Origin of the sequence: Holdemania massiliensis, assembly GCF_022440805.1 — a bacterium.
Taxonomy (GTDB): Bacteria; Bacillota_I; Bacilli_A; order Erysipelotrichales; family Erysipelotrichaceae; genus Holdemania; species Holdemania massiliensis_A.
The window spans coordinates 3,917,792-3,937,524 of sequence record NZ_JAKNTK010000001.1; the positions used below are offsets into that span (position 1 = coordinate 3,917,792).

Consider the following 19,733-nt stretch of genomic DNA (forward strand, 5'->3'; position numbering starts at 1 on the left):
GAAGTTCAGCGCAGCTCCGCTCTTCCCGCCACAGCGATTTTTTTCTGACTTTGTTTTCAGGCTTTGCTACAAACTCATCGCAAAGAAATATCCGTCATGGGTAGCCTCCATAACACGGCCGACGCGTTTGCAGTCACCGATCAAGGCTGTCTGCGGAGTAATGCCGTAGAAGGCCAGCGCTTCTTCACGCTTAGACTTCATGCCCACAGCATAGATCACCGTATCCGCATTTACGATCTGTTCCTGCCCCTTGTCATCGACAACTTTCACATCCGTATCCAGCACTTCCAGACAACGGGTCTTTAACAGGGTATGAAAATTTTCCTTTACATCAAGAATCGCATGCTTCAGTCCGATCTTGTAGAAGAAATGCCCTTGGGCAGCCAATTCGTCATTCATCTCAATAACGGTTACATCATGCCCTTTTTCCGCTAACGTCAACGCCATTTCCGCACCGATGGTACCGCCGCCGATGATCGCGACGCGCTGTCCAATTTCTTCCATGTGCGTGTAGAGCGACGTTGCCTCCTGTGCCTTTTCAATCCCCGGGATGCGCGGCAGAACCGGTTCTGCCCCAACCGCAATCACCAGGGCGTCCGGATTCATCGCTTTCACCATTTCCGGGGTTGCGATGGTGTTGAACATCACCTGTACCTTGGACTTGGCAATCTGCACCTGAAGATATTTCTTATAATTATCGAGATCTTCCTTATGATTATCGAACGGGGCGTGCTTCAGCTGTCCGCCGACCGCATCGCTTTTTTCAATCAGGATGACCTCATGTCCGCGCTCTGCCGCAGTCAGCGCCGCCTTGCATCCGCCCGGTCCGCCCCCAATGACAACGACCTTTTTCATATTTTTAGCCGGAGTGATTTCCTGCGGTACCCGCCGTTCCCGGAACAGCCGCGGATTGACGGAACAGAACAAATTCATGTGATCTGTCGCACTGTGATAGCAATAATCACAGCGTAGACACGGTACAATATCCTCTTCCCGGCCTTCCATTGCTTTCTTCGGCCAGTTGGGATCGGCCACAAAGGAACGGCCGACGCAGACCGCATCGCCCCAGCCCTCAGCCAGCACTTCTTCCGCCAGCTGCACCGTGTTAATGCCGCCGCGGGGAATCGCGATCAGCTGCGGTGCTTCCTTTTTCATCCGCTTTGAGAATTCAACGGTAAAATCTTTCTTCTGGAAAATCGTTCCGCAATGAAAGACATTTTCATTCCACAGGTTGGTCGTATCCATACCGGAAGAGATGATAACCAGATCCAGAATTCCCTGCGCCCGTTTCAGAAATTCCATCATTTCCTCTTCCGTATGCGACAGATCGGCACTGCGCTGATCATACAGCTGACTGGAAATCGTGATGGCCATCGGCATGTCCTCGCCGATCGCTTCCCGTACTGCCCGCAATAACATCAGCGGATATCGGCAGCGATTCTCCATGGACCCGCCAAACTTATCCATTCGGTGATTTTCCTTCGCTGACAGAAACGAAGCGATTGCACTGCCATGGGCAAAGCCGCCGACCTCGACGTAATCAAAGCCAAATTCACGGGCGGCCTTAGCGCTGCGGCAGGCTGTTTCGATGGATTCCAGGATCATGGCTTCCGGCATCTCTTCACACGGATAGCCATCCCACATGCCTTTGGAAGCTCGATAATTCGGCAGCATCGGCTGGTTGCCGCTGCTTGGCTGACCTTTCGGCGTACCGCCCTCGATCTTCGCATAGTTGGGCTCAATGTCGGTGATCGGCGGAATTTTATCCGGATGGAAAGCAAACGGCATCACCCCGGCAGCGACCTTAGCCCCGGTCTGCGTAGCCATCGACATCAGCTCACGGATTTGATCGCGGGCATATTTTTCATAACGACCGTCAGCCTGAACCGGCCCTGTGGCAATCGTACAGCCGCCAAAGCCGCCCTGGGATTTGTCAAAGAACAACATCCCGGCATCGTAGAGAGAATCATAGGAAGAGGGATGACGATGCTTCGGCGAATGCCCCTGCGGAGAAAGGAATATCCGGTTGGGAAACATAATGCCGCGCACCCGCAGCGGTGTGAATAATTCTGGAAAATGAGTTTGCATAACGCTCCTTCTTTCTTTTTTTGATGCACAGCTGTTTTCGCAGAAAACAGCGCGCAGTGAGAATCATCATGATCCTTAAATTAGGCAGCGGGCTTAAGATTCTGCCAAATCGCTTTGATTCTGCCTGAACCCGCTCTTTTGAAAAGATGAACGGAGGGAGGTTTCCATTCATCTTTCCTTACACTTACCCGTAATAAAGCAGACTTCCGTGCGGGACGACACGAAACGCAACCGATTTGCCCAAACGGGCTTTGATCATTTTTTCAGCCTGATGAATCACAGCCTGCGTATCCTGCGCCTGTACCTCAAACACCAGCGCAATCGGATTATTTTTGTCCTTCCCGCAGTAAACTGCGTTTAACGGCGGCTGCTGCAAAGCCTCAATGATGGCGTCCATCGCCGCACGCTTGCCGGTTTCCACATTGATCTTCATGCGTTTGCCCGGCTTTCTAAAATACCGATGACTTCCTCGGCAATGACTTTAAAATCTTCAGCACTCATCATCTGACATTCGGCATGGACAAGAAGGAGGTCGACATGAACCTCAGTCCCAGCTGCAAATTGCGACAAAAGCTCTCCATGTGCCTGATGTCCTTGATTAAAGATCTGTTCACCCTCTGCCAGATGAGCGCGGGCGTTTTCCAGCTGTCCCGCCGCAGCCAATTCAATCGCTTCCACAAACAAACCTTTGGCGGTTCCTACTTTAGCGATAATTTCACAGCTGACCTTTGCCAATCCCTGTTCCATTCGTTTTCCTCCTTCCGCAGACGCTTTTACGCTTCCAAAAGGGCCTGAACTTGTTTAATCATCGCTTCGCCATCCATGGCGGCGTATAAGCGCATATCCATCAGAATCACCGGGGTATTCGGATAATCCTGTTGGACATGTTTCAAATTGTACCGAATCTGCGGTCCCAATAAGATGACGTCCGCTTTCGGTCCTTCATCCCGGACTTTGGCATACGGAAACGCCTTGATCTCATACTCCAGACCGAGCTTGTCCGCCGCCTGCTGCATTTTTTTGGTCATCATTTCCGTCGTAAAACCGTTGGCACAGAACAAACGTATTATTTTCATAAAGTTCCTCTTTCTTTAAGCTGCGTTTTCAATCTCACCCAAAGCCATCGCTTCCTGTTCCTCACGCAGACATTTTCGATCCCAGATCATTAAGAACGGGTACCAGATTGCGATCGCCACAATCAACATCACCGCAAAGACCAGAAATACACGGAAGTCTCCATAACAGGCAACAAAGGTTGAGAATGGCTGCGGCAAAGCAGCGATTCCGGACATCGCAGAGCGGTTCATGAAACCATATTTGACGGCTGCCATGTTGATCGAAACGATGATCGGCTGGTACAAAATAAACGGAATACCAAGAATTGGATTCAAGACGATGGGAATACCGAAGGTCATCGGTTCAGAAATGTTGAACAAAGTTGGAATAAAAGTCATCCGCCCAATTGCCTTGTTGCGCTTGGCTTTACAGGCAAACATCAGGATCAGCGGGATGAAGTAAAAGACGTTGCACATGTTGACGCCGCCGGTCGTGAAGTACGGCAGATCGGCAATCGCTGTTCCGGAAGCATACGCCGCCGACTGTTCCGCCAACAGCGCATTGGAAATCGGCATCGAGAAACCGGCCGTAATCGCCCAGCCATGCATTCCCAGCCAGAAGAACAGCTGCATTAAGAAGTGCAGAACAGCCTGGTACCAGATCGAATCGGAACCTTGGATCGCCGGCGTGACCAGCGATTGAATTAAGGCTGGAATGGAATTGCCGCTCAGACTGACAATCAGGCAGTTGCCGCCATAGAACACCGCAACCAGAATCATCAGTGGGATCAGCGCTTCAAACGACTTGCTGACAAGCGGCGGAACGGAGTCCGGCATGCGGATGCGCAGGTTGTGTTTCACTAAGAAATGATAAAGCTCAACGGAAACCAGCGCGGTCAGCACCGCCGCAAAGATTCCGGCATAACCGAAATACTGAGCGGAGAAGGCCATGTTTTCATAGGTCGACGCCATCAGCACGAAGCACAGCAGTGAAAGCAATCCGTTCATCATGCTGTCGGAATCTTCATAGTTTTTAGAATGCTGATACGCGACCGTGAACGAAACAATCAGCGCCATTAAGCCAAAGATGACATTGTAGGGAACAAGCAAGGCCGCATCCACGGCTTCGCTCCATTGCGGCAAAAACGACGCGACTTTCGGCAAAGCCTCCAAAATACTGAATATCGCAGCGACCATCGTCAGCGGCATCAGGCAGATCAGACCATTGGCAATCGAACGGAGAAATTTGTTGTTGGAGAGTACATCAGCGATCGGTGATAAAGCATGATCGAGTTTGTCTAAGAAATTATTCATGAGCTTCCCCTTTCCTCAAGATCCATGAGTTTCTCAAAAAACATTTGAAATGTCAGCACCTCCATCCTTTCTCCCGTATTCTTGACTTCAGTATAGCGGGAGTGACGGTGCGCCGCAATTTAAGGTTTGCCGCCTAGGCGGCAGGCGTTGCCCCGCAAAGCAGCACACTTATTTTGAAGGACTGTGATGGCTTCGCTCAGACCAGCGCCGGCCTTTTCACGGTGCGGCGGATCTGCCGGGCTGCGGCCATCATCCGCAAACGCATCATCAGCGACGGTTGTTTTTCCTTGTCGGCAGGATCTATCACCTTCCACACAAGTTTGCCGTCCTCCCCCCGCACCTGCTTTTCCGTCTGCTGGGTCATGATGAAACGGCAGCCGCGGGCTTCCTCGATCACATCATACACGGCGGTTCTCCGCAGATTTTCACGTGTGTAAACAACAGCGTAATGATGTGGATAACTGTACTCTGTCAGCCGTACCGAGGCGATCCGCGGCTTTTTCGGATTGTTGGAAATATTTTTCTGATACGTGAAACCTACTTTCAGCTGTGCGGGCGTAACCGTCCGTCCGGTATAAGCTAAAACATCCTGAAGCAAGACCGCGATGAAGTAATCAAAGATTTCTGCGCCTTTGACTTTCAGATGAAATGTATTTTTCATGATGCCGCTCCTTCCGCAACAATTTTGTTTTTCTTCCATTTCCCAGACAGATAGCGCGGCCAGGCGATCACGATGGAACAGAACCAGCCAAACGGATAACTCAGCCATAAAGCATAGCGGCCTAAGATGCCAACTAGGGCATAGGCGAAGCCCGCCCGCATCAGAAGATCGGTAATGGAGCAGAGAAACACCAGTTTGGCATCCCCCGCGCCTTTAAGAACACCGGTTAAAATAAACATGACGGCCATGACGAAGTAACTGAAGACCGCGACATGCAGATATTCCGCACCGATGTCGAACAGTTCCCGACTGGCCCCGCTGCTGACAAATAAGCCAAGAATCGCATCCGAAGCCCCATAGATCAGCACGCCTGTGACTAAGCAGCAGATGAAGGCAAAGAATACGGTGAAGCGCAGCCCGGTTTTGATCCGATCATACTGCTGCGCTCCGATGTTCTGCGCGGCATAGGTCGAAATTGCCGTCCCGAGCGAAACCATCGGCGACATTGCGATGCCATCGACCTTATTCGCGGCGGTATAGGCCGCAACCGTCACACTGCCGAAGCTGTTCAGAAGACTTTGCACCGCCAGCATCCCGGAGGCCGAGATCGCATTTTGGGCTACCGCAGGCAGACCGATCGCACAGATCGATTTGAACATCTGCTTATCAAACCAAGCCGGAGGTTCGGTTTTCATCTGATCCAGACGTTTCTGAATCAGCCGCCAGCAGGACAAGGCGGCAAATCCCTGACCCAAGACAGTCGCCGCCGCAACCCCAGCCGTACCCCAATGCAGGCCCAGCGTAAACACCAGATCGAGCACCACGTTGATGGCACTGGCGATCAGCAGCATCAGCATCGGTGTTTTGGAATCTCCCAATGCAATCGACACCTGATTGAACATGTTGTAAAGCATGACAAACACGACACCGATAAAGATCACACCCAGATAAGACAAAGCATACGGCATCATTTCAGCCGGGGTGTTCATCAGCTGCAGCATTGGATTCATGATCAATAACCCCAGCATACCGCCCGCCAGGCCCAGCGCTACAAACACGATCAGCGACGTATGAATTGCCGTTTTGACTTCTTTCAGTTTCTGGGCACCAAAATATTGGGCCGTAACCACTGAGGTGCCCACCGCCAGACCCATGCCAGCCATCGTCACGATGTTCATCATAACTCCGCTGGTCCCCACCGCCGCAAGCGCATCACTGTTGATAAAATTGCCGACAACGATGGTGTCAACCAGACTGTATGCTTGTTGAAACAACGCGCCGATCAGCATCGGCACCGCAAATTTCAGGATTGCCGAGGACGGCTTGTCCCGCAGCAGATCCAGTTCTTTTTTAGCCATCCGCTTCTTTCCTCTCTGCTTTCTTTTTTCGCTAGCTCAGATCTTCACCCTCACTGGCGATTACCTTGCGGTACCAGTCAAAGCTGTCTTTTTTAATTCGTTTCAGCGTACCCTGACCTTCATTATCGCGGTCGACATAGATCATGCCGTAGCGTTTTTTCATTTCTCCGCTGCCCGCACTGATGAAATCAATGCAGCCCCAGGCGGTATAGCCCATAACCTCAACCCCATCTTCATGGATCGCTTTGAGCAGTTCCCGAATGTTTTGACGATAATAATCAATTCGATAGGGATCATGAACCTGACCGTCGGCACTGACCACATCCTCTGCGCCAAAGCCATTTTCCACGCAGAACACCGGAATTTGATAACGGTCGTAAAACTGATTGAGGGCAAACCGCAGTCCGTACGGATCAATTCCCCAGCCCCATTCACTTTCCTGCAGATATGGATTTTTAACCATCCGCATCATATTGCCCTGGACTTTTTCAACAGGCCGGGTTGAGGAAACACCTGACATATAATAGCTGAAGCCGACGAAATCCACGCAGCCCGCACGTAAGATCTGCGCATCCTCCGGTTCCATGACCAGCTCGACGCCGCGGCGTTCCCATCGTTTCTTCGCCTTGTTGGAATAATAACCGCGCACCTGTGTATCACTGAAATAGAACATGTCATCGTTGTCCTTCATCGCCTGAATCTGATCCTCAGGCTTACAGGTTTCCGGATAAAACAAAGGATTGCAGACCATGCAGCCAATTTTGTTCTCCGGATCGATTTCATGCCCCAGCTTAACCGCTTTGGCACTGGCTAAAAGCAGATGATGCGCTACCTGAAGCAGCACCTGATCCCGATCAGCGCCTTCCGGAATCCGTACGCCGGTCTGTTGTTCACCGCCATGCATCATCGTGTTAATCTCATTGAAGGTCATCCAGATTTTAACCTTGCCCTTATACCGGCTGAAAACCGTACGGCAGTAGCGTTCAAAAAAATCAACGCAGCGCCGGTCGGCAAAGGAATTGTATTTCTGGACTAAAGCGTAAGGAACCTCATAGTGCGTCAATGTGATCACCGGCTCAATCCCATAGCGCAGCAGTTCGTCAAAGAGTTCATCATAGAAGCGCAGTCCGGCTTCATTGGGCTGTTCATCATCGCCATGCGGATAAATCCGGCTCCATGCAATGGAGGTTCGGAAAGCTTTATAGCCCATTTCCGCAAACAGTTTGACATCTTCTTTCCAATGATGATAGAAATCCGTCGCAATGTGCGAGGGATAGTATTTTCCTTCCTCGACCCCATCGGTGTACTCACGGCGCTGAGAGCGCGAACCTGCCGTAAAGCAGTCTGCCACGCTCAGCCCCTTGCCGTCTTCCAAATAAGCCCCTTCAAATTGATTGGCTGCCGAAGCTCCGCCCCAGAGGAACCCTTTCGGTGTTTTCATTCTTTTTGACTCCTTCCCCGCTGACTCTGCAGCTTAATTCTGGATGAAGAGCGCCTGACATCCGACAGATAAAGGCCCCATCTCAGGCAGAGTCCGATTCAAGCCGCTCTTCACTGAAGAAAGAAATACGGGATTTTCTTCATCCTCAGCATACTCGTTTTGCCTGCCGGCTCACAAACACGATTTTGCCTCAGTCGCGGCAACCGGAATCACCGGAAATCCTGCCCATTTAGATCTGGCTTGACTTCATCTATTCATCCGAATGATTTTCAACACTCAATAGAATTAAAAAAACTGGACTCCGTCGATGTCCGTCTCCTGCCTTTTGATCAAGGCCATCTCAGATCATTCTTATTCGGTTCCAGTTCTTTTACGTAAATCCTTAAAAGTTTCTTCAATTCTTCCGTTTTAGCCAGGGATCAAGAACCAACAGGAAATTACTTGTTGTTCTGCGCTGAGCATTTTCATTCATGAATACGGATTCAGGCAGGGATTGAATCCGCCCGGAAGTTTTAAAACGAATGGCTTCTTTGACTTTGTTTCCATTTTCCACTTTCCTTCCCCAGAAAACTTCCTCGATATTTCGATTCATCCAAATCAGAAAATATCCCTTTTGCTGGCAATAAGCCTTAATCTGTGAAGCATGGCGAAAATCACTGGGAAGTTCTTCATCTTTATCACACACATAAAAGACATAAGCCTGATCCTCGGCTGCTAATTGATCCATAAATTTTTCAATTGGACTTGAATTTGTCTTTTGGCGTAGTTGTATTTTCCATTCATATAGATAAACCGCAGAATCGTTTTGTGCTGATCAAACTGATAAAAATGATTCAGCGCCTGTTTTATATACAAACCGTCACTGTCATGATGTGCATCCTGACTTTCAACACAAAATATTAAAAGTTGTTTCACTGATCCTCATCCTCAAACAAGCCAAGAAAATCAAAAGGTTCAATATTAAAGGGGGAATTATCAATCATTCCATTTCGATATAAATTAATCACAGAATAATTCCCTTTCTTCTTCCAGGAAATAATTTCAGAATTATCAGACAAGAAGTCAATCGAATGTTTGCGTTTGCTTAATACTTCCATCGGTCCAAGATTATGCGTTGTAAAACAGAGCTGTCCTTTTCCATAAGCACAAAAATAATCCAGTAAACGACAGAGATAAACATCATGCAGATTCGCATCCAGTTCATCAATAAAGACAAGATCTCCGTTCATGAAACGCTTAAAAGCATTAAATAAAGTGATCAGCTTTTTGATTTCGGTGCTTTCAAATTCACTGGCGATTCTAAAGTCTTTGTAGACCAAATACTTTGTAATAACAAGATTTCCCTGAACTTCTTTGCATTCATTTTCAATACCAAGCAAATCCATCTTAAAGATCTGAATAAACTCTGCGAGTCGTTGGATTTGCCGCTGATATTGAGGATAGGCGGGAATTGGGATCACATCATCTTCCGTATTAAACTCAAATGAAGCTGAGCTTGTTTCTTCCCGCAGATCATCCAGCGTCCAATCGCTGAGCTGTTTTTGTTTTTGCCGAATCCAGCCACGATGCAGATCAGAAGTGGAAAGTTCAATATGCAGCGTTTCTGCAAAAAAATAAACAGAAAGAATGTTTTTTATGAACGTTGATAAAGGAATCTGCGCCTTATTTTCAATCGTATGTTGAATTAGAATAGCCGGAATTGTTTGTTTTTTCATTAAATTGGCGGTCATTGTTTTCAAAGATTCGATTTCTTTAAAATCTGAAGACTTCAGACTTCCCTCTTCAACATGGTATACGGTTTGTGTTTTTCCAGTATCCAGGGTTTGACCTGTATGCTTTTTTAACTGTTCCTCAGCAATCACGAAATCTTTAAAACCCGTTTGTTTCAGACAAATAGAATGGATAAGAATGGTCTGTATCTGTGCCTGGGCGTTCAGAATTAAAAAAGTCACCTCCATCTGCAGCTTTCGAGTTTTCTTATTGATGATTTCATTCAGAAATAACGTCGTTTCATGATCATAGAGATAATTACTGTTCATGACCAGTTCTTTATAAATGGCCATGGCATTTATAATCGCGGACTTTCCAGAACCATTAGACCCATAAATAGCCTTGATATTGGATTGACTCCAATCCAAATGGGATCTTATGGTTTTATCACAGAAATCCAGTTGAATCCTCTGATCTAAGTTTTTAATTCCAGCGACTTTAAAACGGGCTAAGTAATAACGCATGCTCTCACCTCGTTATTATTATACAACATAAATTTGTATTAAAAGTACATTTTGTATTTATTTCATATTTTTTTCAAATACAAGTCGATCGGCCTTGTTTTATTTCCTCAAATCAAACCTGAATTTAGAACACTGCAAACTCAATCTGATTCGCCTTTTGCGATTCCTGAAATTCTGCCCACCAAATGCCGATTAAAAACTTGCCGCGATCCTGGCAAATTTTAAATTTCACCTTTCCTTGTGTTTTAGTAAGGATTTTGATAATAATGATATTGAACAAGCAGGGGAGGGAAAATCATGATTGAACTTTCTCAGCGGCAATATTTGGCACTGCGTCTATTGCGGGAATATCAAAAGCCGATTCCGGGTCAGCAGTTCAGCCAGCTGCTGAATGTCTCACCGCGAACGCTTCGTTATGAAGTCAAAGCGATCAACCAGATTGCCGGTCAGCCGATCATCCTGTCCAGTAAAGAAGGTTATTCGCTGAGTGAAGAACCGGCGGTTCTTCAACAGATTCAGGACTGCCGGGTGGACGATGACCAACAGTTGGAAAAACAGCTGATTTTATCCCTGCTCGAATGCAAAGAAGCATCGATTTATGATTTGGCGCAGGAATACTATGTCAGCGAATCGACGATCTATGGTCTGATTAAGCGAATTATGCCGAAATTTCACAGTTTCTCCTTAAGTCTGCAGCGGCATGGCGAATGGTTGAGCTGTCAGGGAAAAGAAACCGACAAGCGTCGGATGCTTTCCCATTTCTTCTTTGCCGAAGCCAATTCGCTCGCGACTACGCTCGTGAACTTTGACGATTACTTTTCACCGTTCAGCTTAGCGGAGCTGGCACAGATGATCCATCAAACATTGGAAGAACTGAATGTTCAGATTGATGATATCTATATCAAAAACATCATCATCTGCATTGCCGTCTGTGTCCAGCGAATGCTTAACGGATATCCCAGCGACCGCAGTGAAGCCGAAGAAAACAAGTTAATCCTATCCTGTTCCCCACGCCTTACCCGCTTTGTCGATTCGGTTTGCGGACAGCTGGAAAATCAGCTGAAACTGACGTTTACCGAAGCCGATAAAGCTACGATTCTTGCCTTTATTACCGGATCCTTCCCAGAAGAAAACGAACAGATTCTTCAAAACGAATCCTTTCGCGGTCAAATTCGGAAGCTCCTGGATAAAACCTTCCGTCATTTCCAGCTGGAACTGGACTACTCCGCGGTCTTTGATAATTTTATACTGCACGTCCACTTTCTGCTGCTGCGCTGCCGCCATCAAAATTTTTTCCACAATGATTTCGCGACGTCGCTGCGGACTTCCCATCCTTTTATTTACGATGTTGCGGTTTATCTGGCCTATCAGCTGGAAAAAACATTTGAAGTGATCATTCCCGGAGATGAAATTGGATTGATCGCGATTTATCTCGGATCCATCGCCACCTATGTTCCGACTTACGATCTTCCCCGCGTGATCTGCATCTGTCCGCAATACCATGAACTGCGCAAGCTGATGGTCCAACAGCTCACGGAAAAGTTAAGCTGTACTCTCGATATTATAAAAATAGTATCCAGTCTGTCGGAAATCACAGATCAGGATCATGCGGATTTTTATCTTTCCACGGTCAGGACCGAAAAGAATCTCAACGATCTGATTCAGATCAGTCCGATTTTATCGCCTATCGAAATTCATCGCATTGAAAAGAAAAACCTCGAATTCATGAAAGTTCAGAAACGCCGTCGGCTGCGCCAGAATCTGCTTCGCTTCTTCGATGACCAGTTGTTTTTCTGCAATCATGGCCTGACTAACGAAGGTGAAATCCTCGCCTTCTTTGACAAACAGCTTCAGCAGATGGGTGTGATTGACGATCAGTTTATGGATTCTGTCCGGCAGCGGGAAGCGTTATCTTCCACGGCGTTCTTCAATCGTTTTGCCGTTCCTCATTCATTAGAAAAAGCGGCGCTGTCGACCAAAGTCGTCTATTATTACAGCGATGAGCCGATTCGCTGGTATGATTCCCGAGTCAATTTAGTCTTGTTGATCTTAAGCTCCAACGATGATGAACAATCCTCCAAGATCTACAACCTCATTTTTGACATTCTGATTGATGAAAGCTGTTATAAAAAGATGATCCTGTGCCGTTCCCGCAAAGAACTCATGGACTTTCTGGAAATTCACTCGGACTGAACTCGTTTTCAAGATTCTTCAGACTTCACCGACCTGGTGAAGTCTTTTGTCATTTTTACGCGCTCTCCGGCAAATTTCCATGCTAAAATAAGAAAAAGACAGGAAGGAGGATCAGCCATGATTCACATTGCGATTGCCGAGGATATCCCTGCTGAACGGGATCAGCTTGTCGCTGCCCTGCGCCAAGCGGAACAACAGCTGAATGAAGAATTTCAGATACAGACATTCAGTGATGGTTCCGAGCTGCTTCAAAAGTATCCCCATCCGCTGGATATCCTGCTGCTGGACATCCAGATGGCTGAAATCTCCGGAATGGAAGCCGCCCGTCAGATCCGTCAGTTTGACGATCAGGTCATTCTCATCTTTGTCACCAGTCTGGCTCAGTATGCCCTCGACGGGTATGCCGTACGGGCTATGGATTATCTGATCAAGCCGGTTCGTCCGGCGGCTTTAACTCAAACCTTGCGCTTAGCGTTATCCCACTTGAAAAAACAAGGGGGCCGGCCGCTGAAGGTCAGGACAACCGAGGGGCTGGCTGTTGTGGATCCGACAACCCTCAAGTATGCGGAAGCAGTGAATCATAAAGTGGTCCTGCATTGTCGTCAAAGGCAGCTGACCATCAGCGACAGTCTGCAGAATTTAGAAAAACAATTAGCCGGAGAACGTTTTTTCAGAATTCACTCGGCATTTCTGGTGAACTTAAACCAGGTCAGCGGGGTTCAGGGCAGTGATGTGATCGTCAGCCAAGACCGGCTGCCGCTGTCAAAGCATCGCCGCAAAGCCTTTATGGAAGCATTAGCAGAAGCGGCAGGCAGCTGGCTATGAGAATCGAATTTCAAATCAGCTCGCTGATCAGCGAACTCAACACGTTAATTCTGACCGGCCTGTTGTTAGCCCCGCTGCGGAAAAAGCTTTCTTTTCGGGATGCGCTGATGTTCGCGGGCTGTGCGCTGCTGAGCTCCCTGTTCGTTTCTGAATGGACAATCTTCGGCTTCTATCTGCCGATGATCCTCAGAATTTTGATTCTGACCCTGGCGGTAAGACAGTATAGCGAACGATCCTATTCCGCCTGTGTTTACTATGCCCTTGTCAGTTTTCTGTTCTTCAACGCGACGGCCACGCTGGCTTCCTTTTTCGTGATGAAAGTTTTTCAAACCGATTGGTTTGTGGATGCTTCTCTGCTGCATAATCTGACGGCCAATCTCATCCTCGACGCACTTCGCCTGTTGCCCGGATATGTCGTCCAGTTTTTTCTCTTTCGCCAACAAAAAGCAGAGATTCCCTGGAAACAGCTTCCGCTGCTGATCCTGTCCACTCTGCCGTATTTGTTTGTCCGCGGAATTATCCTGTTTCTGCCTTTGAGCAACGAAGATCTCAGCGTTGAAATTTCGATCATGATTACCGTGACAACGCTTGTCGGATTGACGTTGATGATCATGAACGTCAACATGCTGAGTGAACAAAAACAACGATTGGAACTGCAGCAGCGCAATCGGCTGCTGCGGCAGCAATATGATCAGGTCCGGTTTGTAAAAACCCAGATGGATCAGGTCAACCAGAAATATCATGATCTTAAAAATATCCTGACGGTTTTGGAAGGCGGCGCCTCCAGCCAACAGATTCAGGCTTCCCTGCAAACGCTGCAGGCTGAGATTCAGCCTTATGAGACTTGTATTCAAACAGGGGATGAAACCTTAGATATGATTTTAGGCGTGAAGCTGGAACAGTGCCGGCAAAAACAAATCACCTGTGTCCCTATGATCGAAGGCTCCCTCCTTTCATTTATGGATCCGGTCGATCTGGCGACCTGTTTAGGCAACGCTCTGGACAATGCGATGGAAGCGGTTGAAGTCTTGCCGCAAGCACAGCGGCGAATACGTCTGACAATCCAGCGGCATGATCAGCTGGTTCGGATTCAGGTAACCAATCCCTGTGTTTCACAAACGACTTTAGAATATCAAGATCAGTCTGATCGGTTGCTGCCCCCAACAACCAAAGCGGCAAAAGAAAATCATGGCTTCGGCTTGCAAAGCATGAAGGCAACGGCAGAAAAATACGGCGGAGCCCTGGCGCTGCACCAAAAGGACGAGCAATTTCAGCTCACACTGCTGATTCCGATGCCCAGTTAAGTCTGATCTGCGACCAGTTAGTCGCATTGTGAATTTTTTAGTTTCCTCTCTGCTATAATGTCGGCACAAGAAACGAGGGAGAGAGTATGACTAAAATTTCACGTCGAGATTTCATCAAAGGAACGCTGGCTACGACCGCTTCCCTTGCCGCAGCTGGATTATTGAGCGGCTGTTCCACCCAGGAACCAACGGCTACGCCGACGCCGGACAGTTCTTCCACTACCCCTTCCGCAGGTTCATGGCGCATTCCGATGGCGCCGGTCGCACAGAGCGAAATTGCGGAAACCGTTGAAACTACAGTTCTGGTTATCGGTTCGGGACACGCCGGTATTGCCGCGGCCCGTCAGGTTGCAGAAAGCGGCGTCGATGTGATTCTGATTGAAAATCAGGATGCCGACATTTATCAGGCCATGGGCAATGCTGCCGGCTGCATCAACAGCCAGTATCTCCTGAACAAAGGCGTCGAAGCTGTCGATCCGGTTGATTTCTACAACAATTGGCAGATCAACACCAACAACGGCGGCCAGCCTGATCTGGTCATGAAATATGCCCAGCACAGCGGTGAAGCCTGCGATTGGTTTATTACCGAACTGGCAAGCGAGGAAGAAATGGCAACCACTTCCACCCAATACTGGCCTTTGAATGAAAACAACCGTGAACACATGCTGGGACAGATCGGGGTTCATAAGTTCTGGTCTTCTTCTATTGATCTGTACGGCGATTTGAAAATGACCGATATCCATAAGCGCAACCATGCAAAAATTGAAGAATCCGGTCACGGTCAGGTCATCTTCAATACCAAAGCGCAGTATCTGCTTCAGGATGAGAGCGGAAAAACGACCGGCTGCGTTGCGAAAAACGGCGACCGCTATGTCTGTTACAAGGCGAAAGCTGTCGTTTTGGCGACCGGTGGTTTTGGCAGCAATGACGATATGATGCAGGATCTGTTAGCGGATCTGATTGACGAAATGCAGGAAGGCGATCAGCTAAGCAACATGCGCATGGACCGCGATGGTTCCGGAATCGCCATGGGCTATTGGGCCGGCGGCAAGCTGGAGCATACGATTGCGACAATGGACGGCCGTACTCCTTGGATCGGCGGCAAGCCAGGTCTGGCATTGAGCATCGGTCACCCACAGGGAATGTGGATGAACGCCAAAGGCAAGCGCTTTATGAATGAATATTGGGGTCCGATTGAGTTCCGCAACAAGCCGGTACTGCATATGAACCGCGATCGTTTCTATGCGGTCTATGATTCCCAACTGCCGGAACATCTGAAATATGTAGCACCGAATCACGGCACCAAAGATCCGACAGACGCTTTCTTAGGCAATGTCCAGAAGGCCATGGATGAAGCCGTTCAAGCGGGATCCGCCGGTGTTCAGGTCGAAGATCCGACATCCTTCTGGTATGGTGCGGAGAGCCTGGAAGAGCTGGTCAGCTTCATCGATGCCGATGAAAAAGTAAAACAGAATATTCTGACTTCAATTGAACGGTATAACGCATTATGCAAAGAAGGAAAGGATCAGGATTACGGCCGGGAACCAAGCCTGATGTTCCCGATTGAACAGGGGCCTTTCTTCCTGCAGGTCATCGACCATGACAGCAGTATCGGCAATCTGATGTGTACCATGGGCGGCTTGATTGTCGACGGTGATCAGAAGGTACTGGGTGATCAGTTTAATCCGATCCCAGGTCTGTTTGCGACCGGCAACTGCTCGGGCGGCCGCTTTGGCGAAGATTATTTCACTCCGCTGTTTGGAGCCTCCATCGGCATGTGCATTACACTGGGACGGGAATGCGGCAAGTCCGTTGTGGACTATCTCAACGAAGAAGCAATCTAATTCTATTGATTTTTAAGCGAAACTCCGAAGCCTCGGAGTTTTTCTCTTTCCGCTAACTATCGGTCCGCAGAATGGTTGATACAATTTGTCCCTGCCCCTTAGTGAACGCACGCTTCGATGAAAATTCTGCCCGTCCGCTTTCTCCGATTCCAACGATCTTCCATTTCTTTCACTGTCATTTCCCGCTTCGTGATACAATAAGAGAAACAGGAGGATAGACATTATGGAAATTAAAACCTGTGTCGAAAACCAGCGAACTTACTTTAAGACCCATGCGACGCTGAGCTATGCGTTTCGTTATGAAGCGCTGACCTTATTACAGCGTGTGATTCGGGATCATGAACTGGAAATCATGGAGGCCCTGAAACAAGATCTGGGCAAGTCGGATTTTGAATCCTATATGAGCGAAATCGGGATCGTCCTTGAAGAATTAAATTATGCCAAAAAACACTTAAAACAGTGGATGAAACCGCAACGTGTGCCGACGCCGCTCGCCCAATTTCCGGCGGTCAGCTTTACCCTGGCCGAGCCGTATGGCGTCGCGTTAATCATGGCGCCCTGGAATTACCCCTTCCAGCTGACTTTGAGTCCGTTGATTGGAGCGATTGCCGCCGGCAACTGCGCGATTGTCAAGCCCTCCGCGTATGCCCCGGCAACCTCACACCTGATTGCTGAGCTGTTAGGCACCATCTATGATGAAAACTACATCGCTGTCATTGAAGGCGGCCGGGAAGAAAATTCCGAATTGCTTCAACAGCGCTTTGATACGATCTTTTTCACCGGCGGCGTTCAGGTTGGCCGGCTGGTGATGAAACAGGCGTCCAAGTGGCTGACCCCGGTGACGCTGGAGTTAGGCGGCAAGAGTCCTTGCCTGGTGGATGCTTCAGCCGATATTCAGCTGGCTGCCAGAAGAATTATTTTCGGCAAACTGCTCAATGCCGGTCAAACCTGTGTGGCCCCGGACTACATCCTGGTGGATCAGCGAGTCAAAGCGCCGTTGATTGAAGCTCTGCGCTCTGAGATCCACCGTCAGTACGGTACAAATCCAACATTGAATGAGAATTATCCGCGGATCATCAACGAAAAACATGAACAACGCTTATCCGCAGCGTTGGCTGGTCAGCCAATCTTATGCGGCGGTCTTTGGAATCAGCACAAACTGATGCCAACGCTGGTTGATGAACCGGAATCAGATTCCATTTTAATGCAGGAAGAAATCTTCGGCCCAATCCTGCCAATTCTCTCCTACACCCATTTCAGCGAAGCGCTGCGGTTTGTGGAGCAGCGGGAAAAACCGCTGGCAGCCTATCTGTTCAGTGAAAACCAAAAACATCGGGATCGCTTCCTGCGTGAATGTTCGTTTGGGGGAGGCTGCATTAATGATACGATTATTCATCTGGCAACCTCCGCGATGCCGTTTGGCGGCGTGGGACAGAGCGGCATGGGCGGCTATCATGGATTGGCCAGCTTCAACGCTTTCTCCCATACCAAAAGCATTGTTGACAAGTCAACCTGGATTGATCTGCCTGTCCGATATCAGCCGGTTGCTCCTTGGAAATCAAAACTGCTGCGGAAATTCATGAAATAATAAATTGCTAAACTTCAACCATCAGAAAACGGCAGCGTCAATCTGCCGTTTTTTCATTTCCAATCGTTTCACTGCAGGGAATATTATTCGCCTTTCTTGCGCTGATCATAATCCGCATTCAGTTCTGCAGCCCAGTCGTCATCTAGTTCTTCCATGCCCTGAATTTTTGATATTACCGAATCGATTGCTTTATATTTTGCCTTTAATCCACTTTTATCCGCGTGGAAATTCGCTGAACGATTCGCACGGATGCCCATCGAGTCCGCAGTCTTGACTGCATCAATATTCGCGCCCAGAAAGAGAAACTCCCAATGATACCACTCTTTCTGTTTTTCAATCAGATTTCTAACCTGAGATAGGGAATATTCCTGGCTGGAATTTTCCATTCCATCTGTGGTGATAATGAACAATGTCTTTTCCGGTCGGTTCTCTTTTCTCATGGACTGATGCAGCCAGGAAAAGTGAGTGATAGATTTGCCCACCGCATCCAACAAAGCGGTGCTGCCGCGGACATAATATTCATCCTCGCTCAAGGCTCCCACCTGCATGATCGGAACTCGATCTAAAACAACATCCGTCTGATCATCAAATAAAATCAGCGAGATCCGTGCCGCACTTCCCTGTCGTTTCTGCTTTTCAATGAGTGCGTTAAAACCTCCTATCGTATCGCTTTCTAATCCTGCCATGCTTCCGCTGCGGTCTAAAATAAAAACAATTTCTGTCGTCGCTTTCATCGTCTTGCCTCCTTTGTGCTTTCAGTTTAACCTGAAACGGACCCGCAAAGGTCGCATTCAAAGCGACAATGATCATTAAAAGGAACGGCCGCCCAACAACGGCTGATCCAAGGCAAACAGCACTTCGTTAATCTGCGTGATATCATAGATTTCCTGCTCCACAAAGTACTCGACAATGATATCCAGCTTACTGGCGTGGGTCAGCGCGTAGCCTGCCCGTCCGATTAAATCTTTTATCTCGTCTAAATTCAGTTCCAGTGCTATCGCTAGAGCCAGCGCGGTGGTTTTGCTTGGACGGTAATCTTTCTCAGTCCTGATTTTTGAAAACAGTCGACGGTCAATGTTAGCGCCTTTATAAACCTGAGGATCGGTCTTTCCTTTTTCATCAATCAGCCGCAGCAGTGATTGGGAAAAAGACGCTTCCCGTTGGGCAAGCAGCTGGTTTAATGACCGCGATTTTAGGGTTTCCCCGATCCGCTGAAAATCCTGTTCGTTTGTTTCGGGCTCCATATCGCTCAGAACGGTTTCATTCAGTTCCCATCCATCCTGAACCGCTTCCTCTTCCTGCTCCTCCTCCAGAGGAGCGATGAAGTTTTTCATTTTTGCGAAGACCCGCCCCGTTGGGAATATGGACAGATCGCTGATATAGCGTTCGTCAATATAGCTTTGAATTGACGTCAGCAAAGAACCAGAAAGCTCCCAGGTCTGTCGGCGATCAACGGCCAATGTCACACTCATTTCATGATTCATCAGAAATTCGTTGATCGTACCAATCAGCCTTCGCAGGATTACAGCCTGAGATTCTGAGCTCAATTCAAGCTCAGGAAAAGGAATTACCACTGAGGCACAGTTTTCCTCAGCGGCTTCCGTTAACGCTTGTTTATAGCTTTGCGCAAGCGTCTCGCCTTGGTTGCATGGATCGCTTTGTTCCCGTACAAAAATCAGAAGCGGCGCGTCAGCCTGTTTAAGCCGCTGAGTCCTGCCTGCGTTTTGTTTTATTTTTATGTCACGCTGATCAAAAGGAGCTGCATACTGGATAAGGGCATCCGCATGGATCAGCCCTGACTCCTTGCTTACAATCTCAAACGGCATTC

General features: G+C 48.3%; 18 protein-coding genes. 5 read left to right on the forward strand and 13 right to left on the reverse strand.

Annotation, left to right across the window (positions count from 1 at the left end; translation table 11 throughout):
• Positions 1 to 66 precede the first annotated feature (66 nt).
• The 11 genes from MCG46_RS18245 to MCG46_RS18295 all read right to left on the reverse strand — a co-directional run bounded on the left by MCG46_RS18245 (position 67) and on the right by MCG46_RS18295 (position 10,151).
• Positions 67 to 2,088 (reverse strand): FAD-dependent oxidoreductase, encoded by a 2,022-nt coding sequence (locus tag MCG46_RS18245; RefSeq protein ID WP_240281240.1) that lies wholly within the window; start codon positions 2,086 to 2,088, stop codon positions 67 to 69.
• A gap of 184 nt (positions 2,089 to 2,272) precedes the next feature.
• Complete coding sequence (locus tag MCG46_RS18250; RefSeq protein ID WP_240281241.1) at positions 2,273 to 2,521, reverse strand: hypothetical protein; 249 nt, start codon at positions 2,519 to 2,521, stop codon at positions 2,273 to 2,275.
• Positions 2,518 to 2,835 carry a PTS lactose/cellobiose transporter subunit IIA gene (locus MCG46_RS18255; RefSeq protein WP_020225960.1) on the reverse strand — a complete coding sequence of 106 codons (318 nt, stop codon included), beginning with the start codon at positions 2,833 to 2,835 and terminating at the stop codon, positions 2,518 to 2,520. The genes MCG46_RS18250 and MCG46_RS18255 overlap by 4 nt, the downstream gene beginning before the upstream one ends.
• 26 nt (positions 2,836 to 2,861) lie before the next feature.
• Positions 2,862 to 3,164: a PTS sugar transporter subunit IIB gene (locus MCG46_RS18260; RefSeq protein ID WP_020225959.1), complete on the reverse strand. Its 303-nt coding sequence runs from the start codon at positions 3,162 to 3,164 to the stop codon at positions 2,862 to 2,864.
• A 15-nt stretch (positions 3,165 to 3,179) separates the two neighbouring features.
• Positions 3,180 to 4,457: a PTS sugar transporter subunit IIC gene (locus tag MCG46_RS18265; RefSeq protein WP_240281242.1), complete on the reverse strand. Its 1,278-nt coding sequence runs from the start codon at positions 4,455 to 4,457 to the stop codon at positions 3,180 to 3,182.
• Between the two features lie 196 nt (positions 4,458 to 4,653).
• Complete coding sequence (locus MCG46_RS18270; RefSeq protein WP_240281243.1) at positions 4,654 to 5,118, reverse strand: DUF3284 domain-containing protein; 465 nt, start codon at positions 5,116 to 5,118, stop codon at positions 4,654 to 4,656.
• On the reverse strand, positions 5,115 to 6,476 hold the full coding sequence (locus tag MCG46_RS18275) for an MATE family efflux transporter (RefSeq protein WP_240281244.1): 1,362 nt from the start codon (positions 6,474 to 6,476) through the stop codon (positions 5,115 to 5,117). The genes MCG46_RS18270 and MCG46_RS18275 overlap by 4 nt, the downstream gene beginning before the upstream one ends.
• A gap of 31 nt (positions 6,477 to 6,507) precedes the next feature.
• Complete coding sequence (locus tag MCG46_RS18280; RefSeq protein WP_240281245.1) at positions 6,508 to 7,917, reverse strand: 6-phospho-beta-glucosidase; 1,410 nt, start codon at positions 7,915 to 7,917, stop codon at positions 6,508 to 6,510.
• A 394-nt stretch (positions 7,918 to 8,311) separates the two neighbouring features.
• Positions 8,312 to 8,644, reverse strand: a complete 333-nt coding sequence (locus tag MCG46_RS18285) for a hypothetical protein (RefSeq protein WP_240281246.1) — start codon at positions 8,642 to 8,644, stop codon at positions 8,312 to 8,314.
• Positions 8,632 to 8,832, reverse strand: coding sequence for a hypothetical protein (locus MCG46_RS18290; RefSeq protein ID WP_240281247.1), 201 nt, complete (start codon positions 8,830 to 8,832; stop codon positions 8,632 to 8,634). Before MCG46_RS18290 ends, MCG46_RS18285 begins: the two co-directional genes overlap by 13 nt.
• Positions 8,829 to 10,151 (reverse strand): ATP-binding protein, encoded by a 1,323-nt coding sequence (locus tag MCG46_RS18295; protein ID WP_240281248.1) that lies wholly within the window; start codon positions 10,149 to 10,151, stop codon positions 8,829 to 8,831. Before MCG46_RS18295 ends, MCG46_RS18290 begins: the two co-directional genes overlap by 4 nt.
• A gap of 297 nt (positions 10,152 to 10,448) precedes the next feature.
• Here MCG46_RS18295 and MCG46_RS18300 point away from each other — a divergent pair, with 297 nt between their 5' ends.
• From MCG46_RS18300 to MCG46_RS18320, 5 genes are all read left to right on the forward strand, one after another.
• Complete coding sequence (locus MCG46_RS18300) at positions 10,449 to 12,344, forward strand: BglG family transcription antiterminator (RefSeq protein ID WP_240281249.1); 1,896 nt, start codon at positions 10,449 to 10,451, stop codon at positions 12,342 to 12,344.
• Between the two features lie 117 nt (positions 12,345 to 12,461).
• Entirely contained in the window at positions 12,462 to 13,169 is a 708-nt protein-coding gene (locus MCG46_RS18305; protein WP_240281250.1) for a LytR/AlgR family response regulator transcription factor, read from the forward strand.
• Entirely contained in the window at positions 13,166 to 14,473 is a 1,308-nt protein-coding gene (locus tag MCG46_RS18310) for a sensor histidine kinase (RefSeq protein ID WP_240281251.1), read from the forward strand. Before MCG46_RS18305 ends, MCG46_RS18310 begins: the two co-directional genes overlap by 4 nt.
• Before the next feature lie 86 nt (positions 14,474 to 14,559).
• A complete protein-coding gene (locus tag MCG46_RS18315) occupies positions 14,560 to 16,317 on the forward strand; it encodes an FAD-dependent oxidoreductase (RefSeq protein WP_240281252.1) in 1,758 nt (585 codons plus the stop codon).
• A 223-nt stretch (positions 16,318 to 16,540) separates the two neighbouring features.
• On the forward strand, positions 16,541 to 17,905 hold the full coding sequence (locus tag MCG46_RS18320) for an aldehyde dehydrogenase (protein ID WP_240281253.1): 1,365 nt from the start codon (positions 16,541 to 16,543) through the stop codon (positions 17,903 to 17,905).
• Between the two features lie 83 nt (positions 17,906 to 17,988).
• On the opposite strand, the gene MCG46_RS18325 is transcribed toward MCG46_RS18320, so the two are convergent.
• Both MCG46_RS18325 and MCG46_RS18330 read right to left on the reverse strand, forming a co-directional pair.
• On the reverse strand, positions 17,989 to 18,639 hold the full coding sequence (locus MCG46_RS18325) for a vWA domain-containing protein (RefSeq protein WP_240281254.1): 651 nt from the start codon (positions 18,637 to 18,639) through the stop codon (positions 17,989 to 17,991).
• 75 nt (positions 18,640 to 18,714) lie between these two features.
• On the reverse strand, positions 18,715 to 19,731 hold the full coding sequence (locus tag MCG46_RS18330) for an RNase III inhibitor (protein ID WP_240281255.1): 1,017 nt from the start codon (positions 19,729 to 19,731) through the stop codon (positions 18,715 to 18,717).
• Positions 19,732 to 19,733 lie beyond the last annotated feature (2 nt).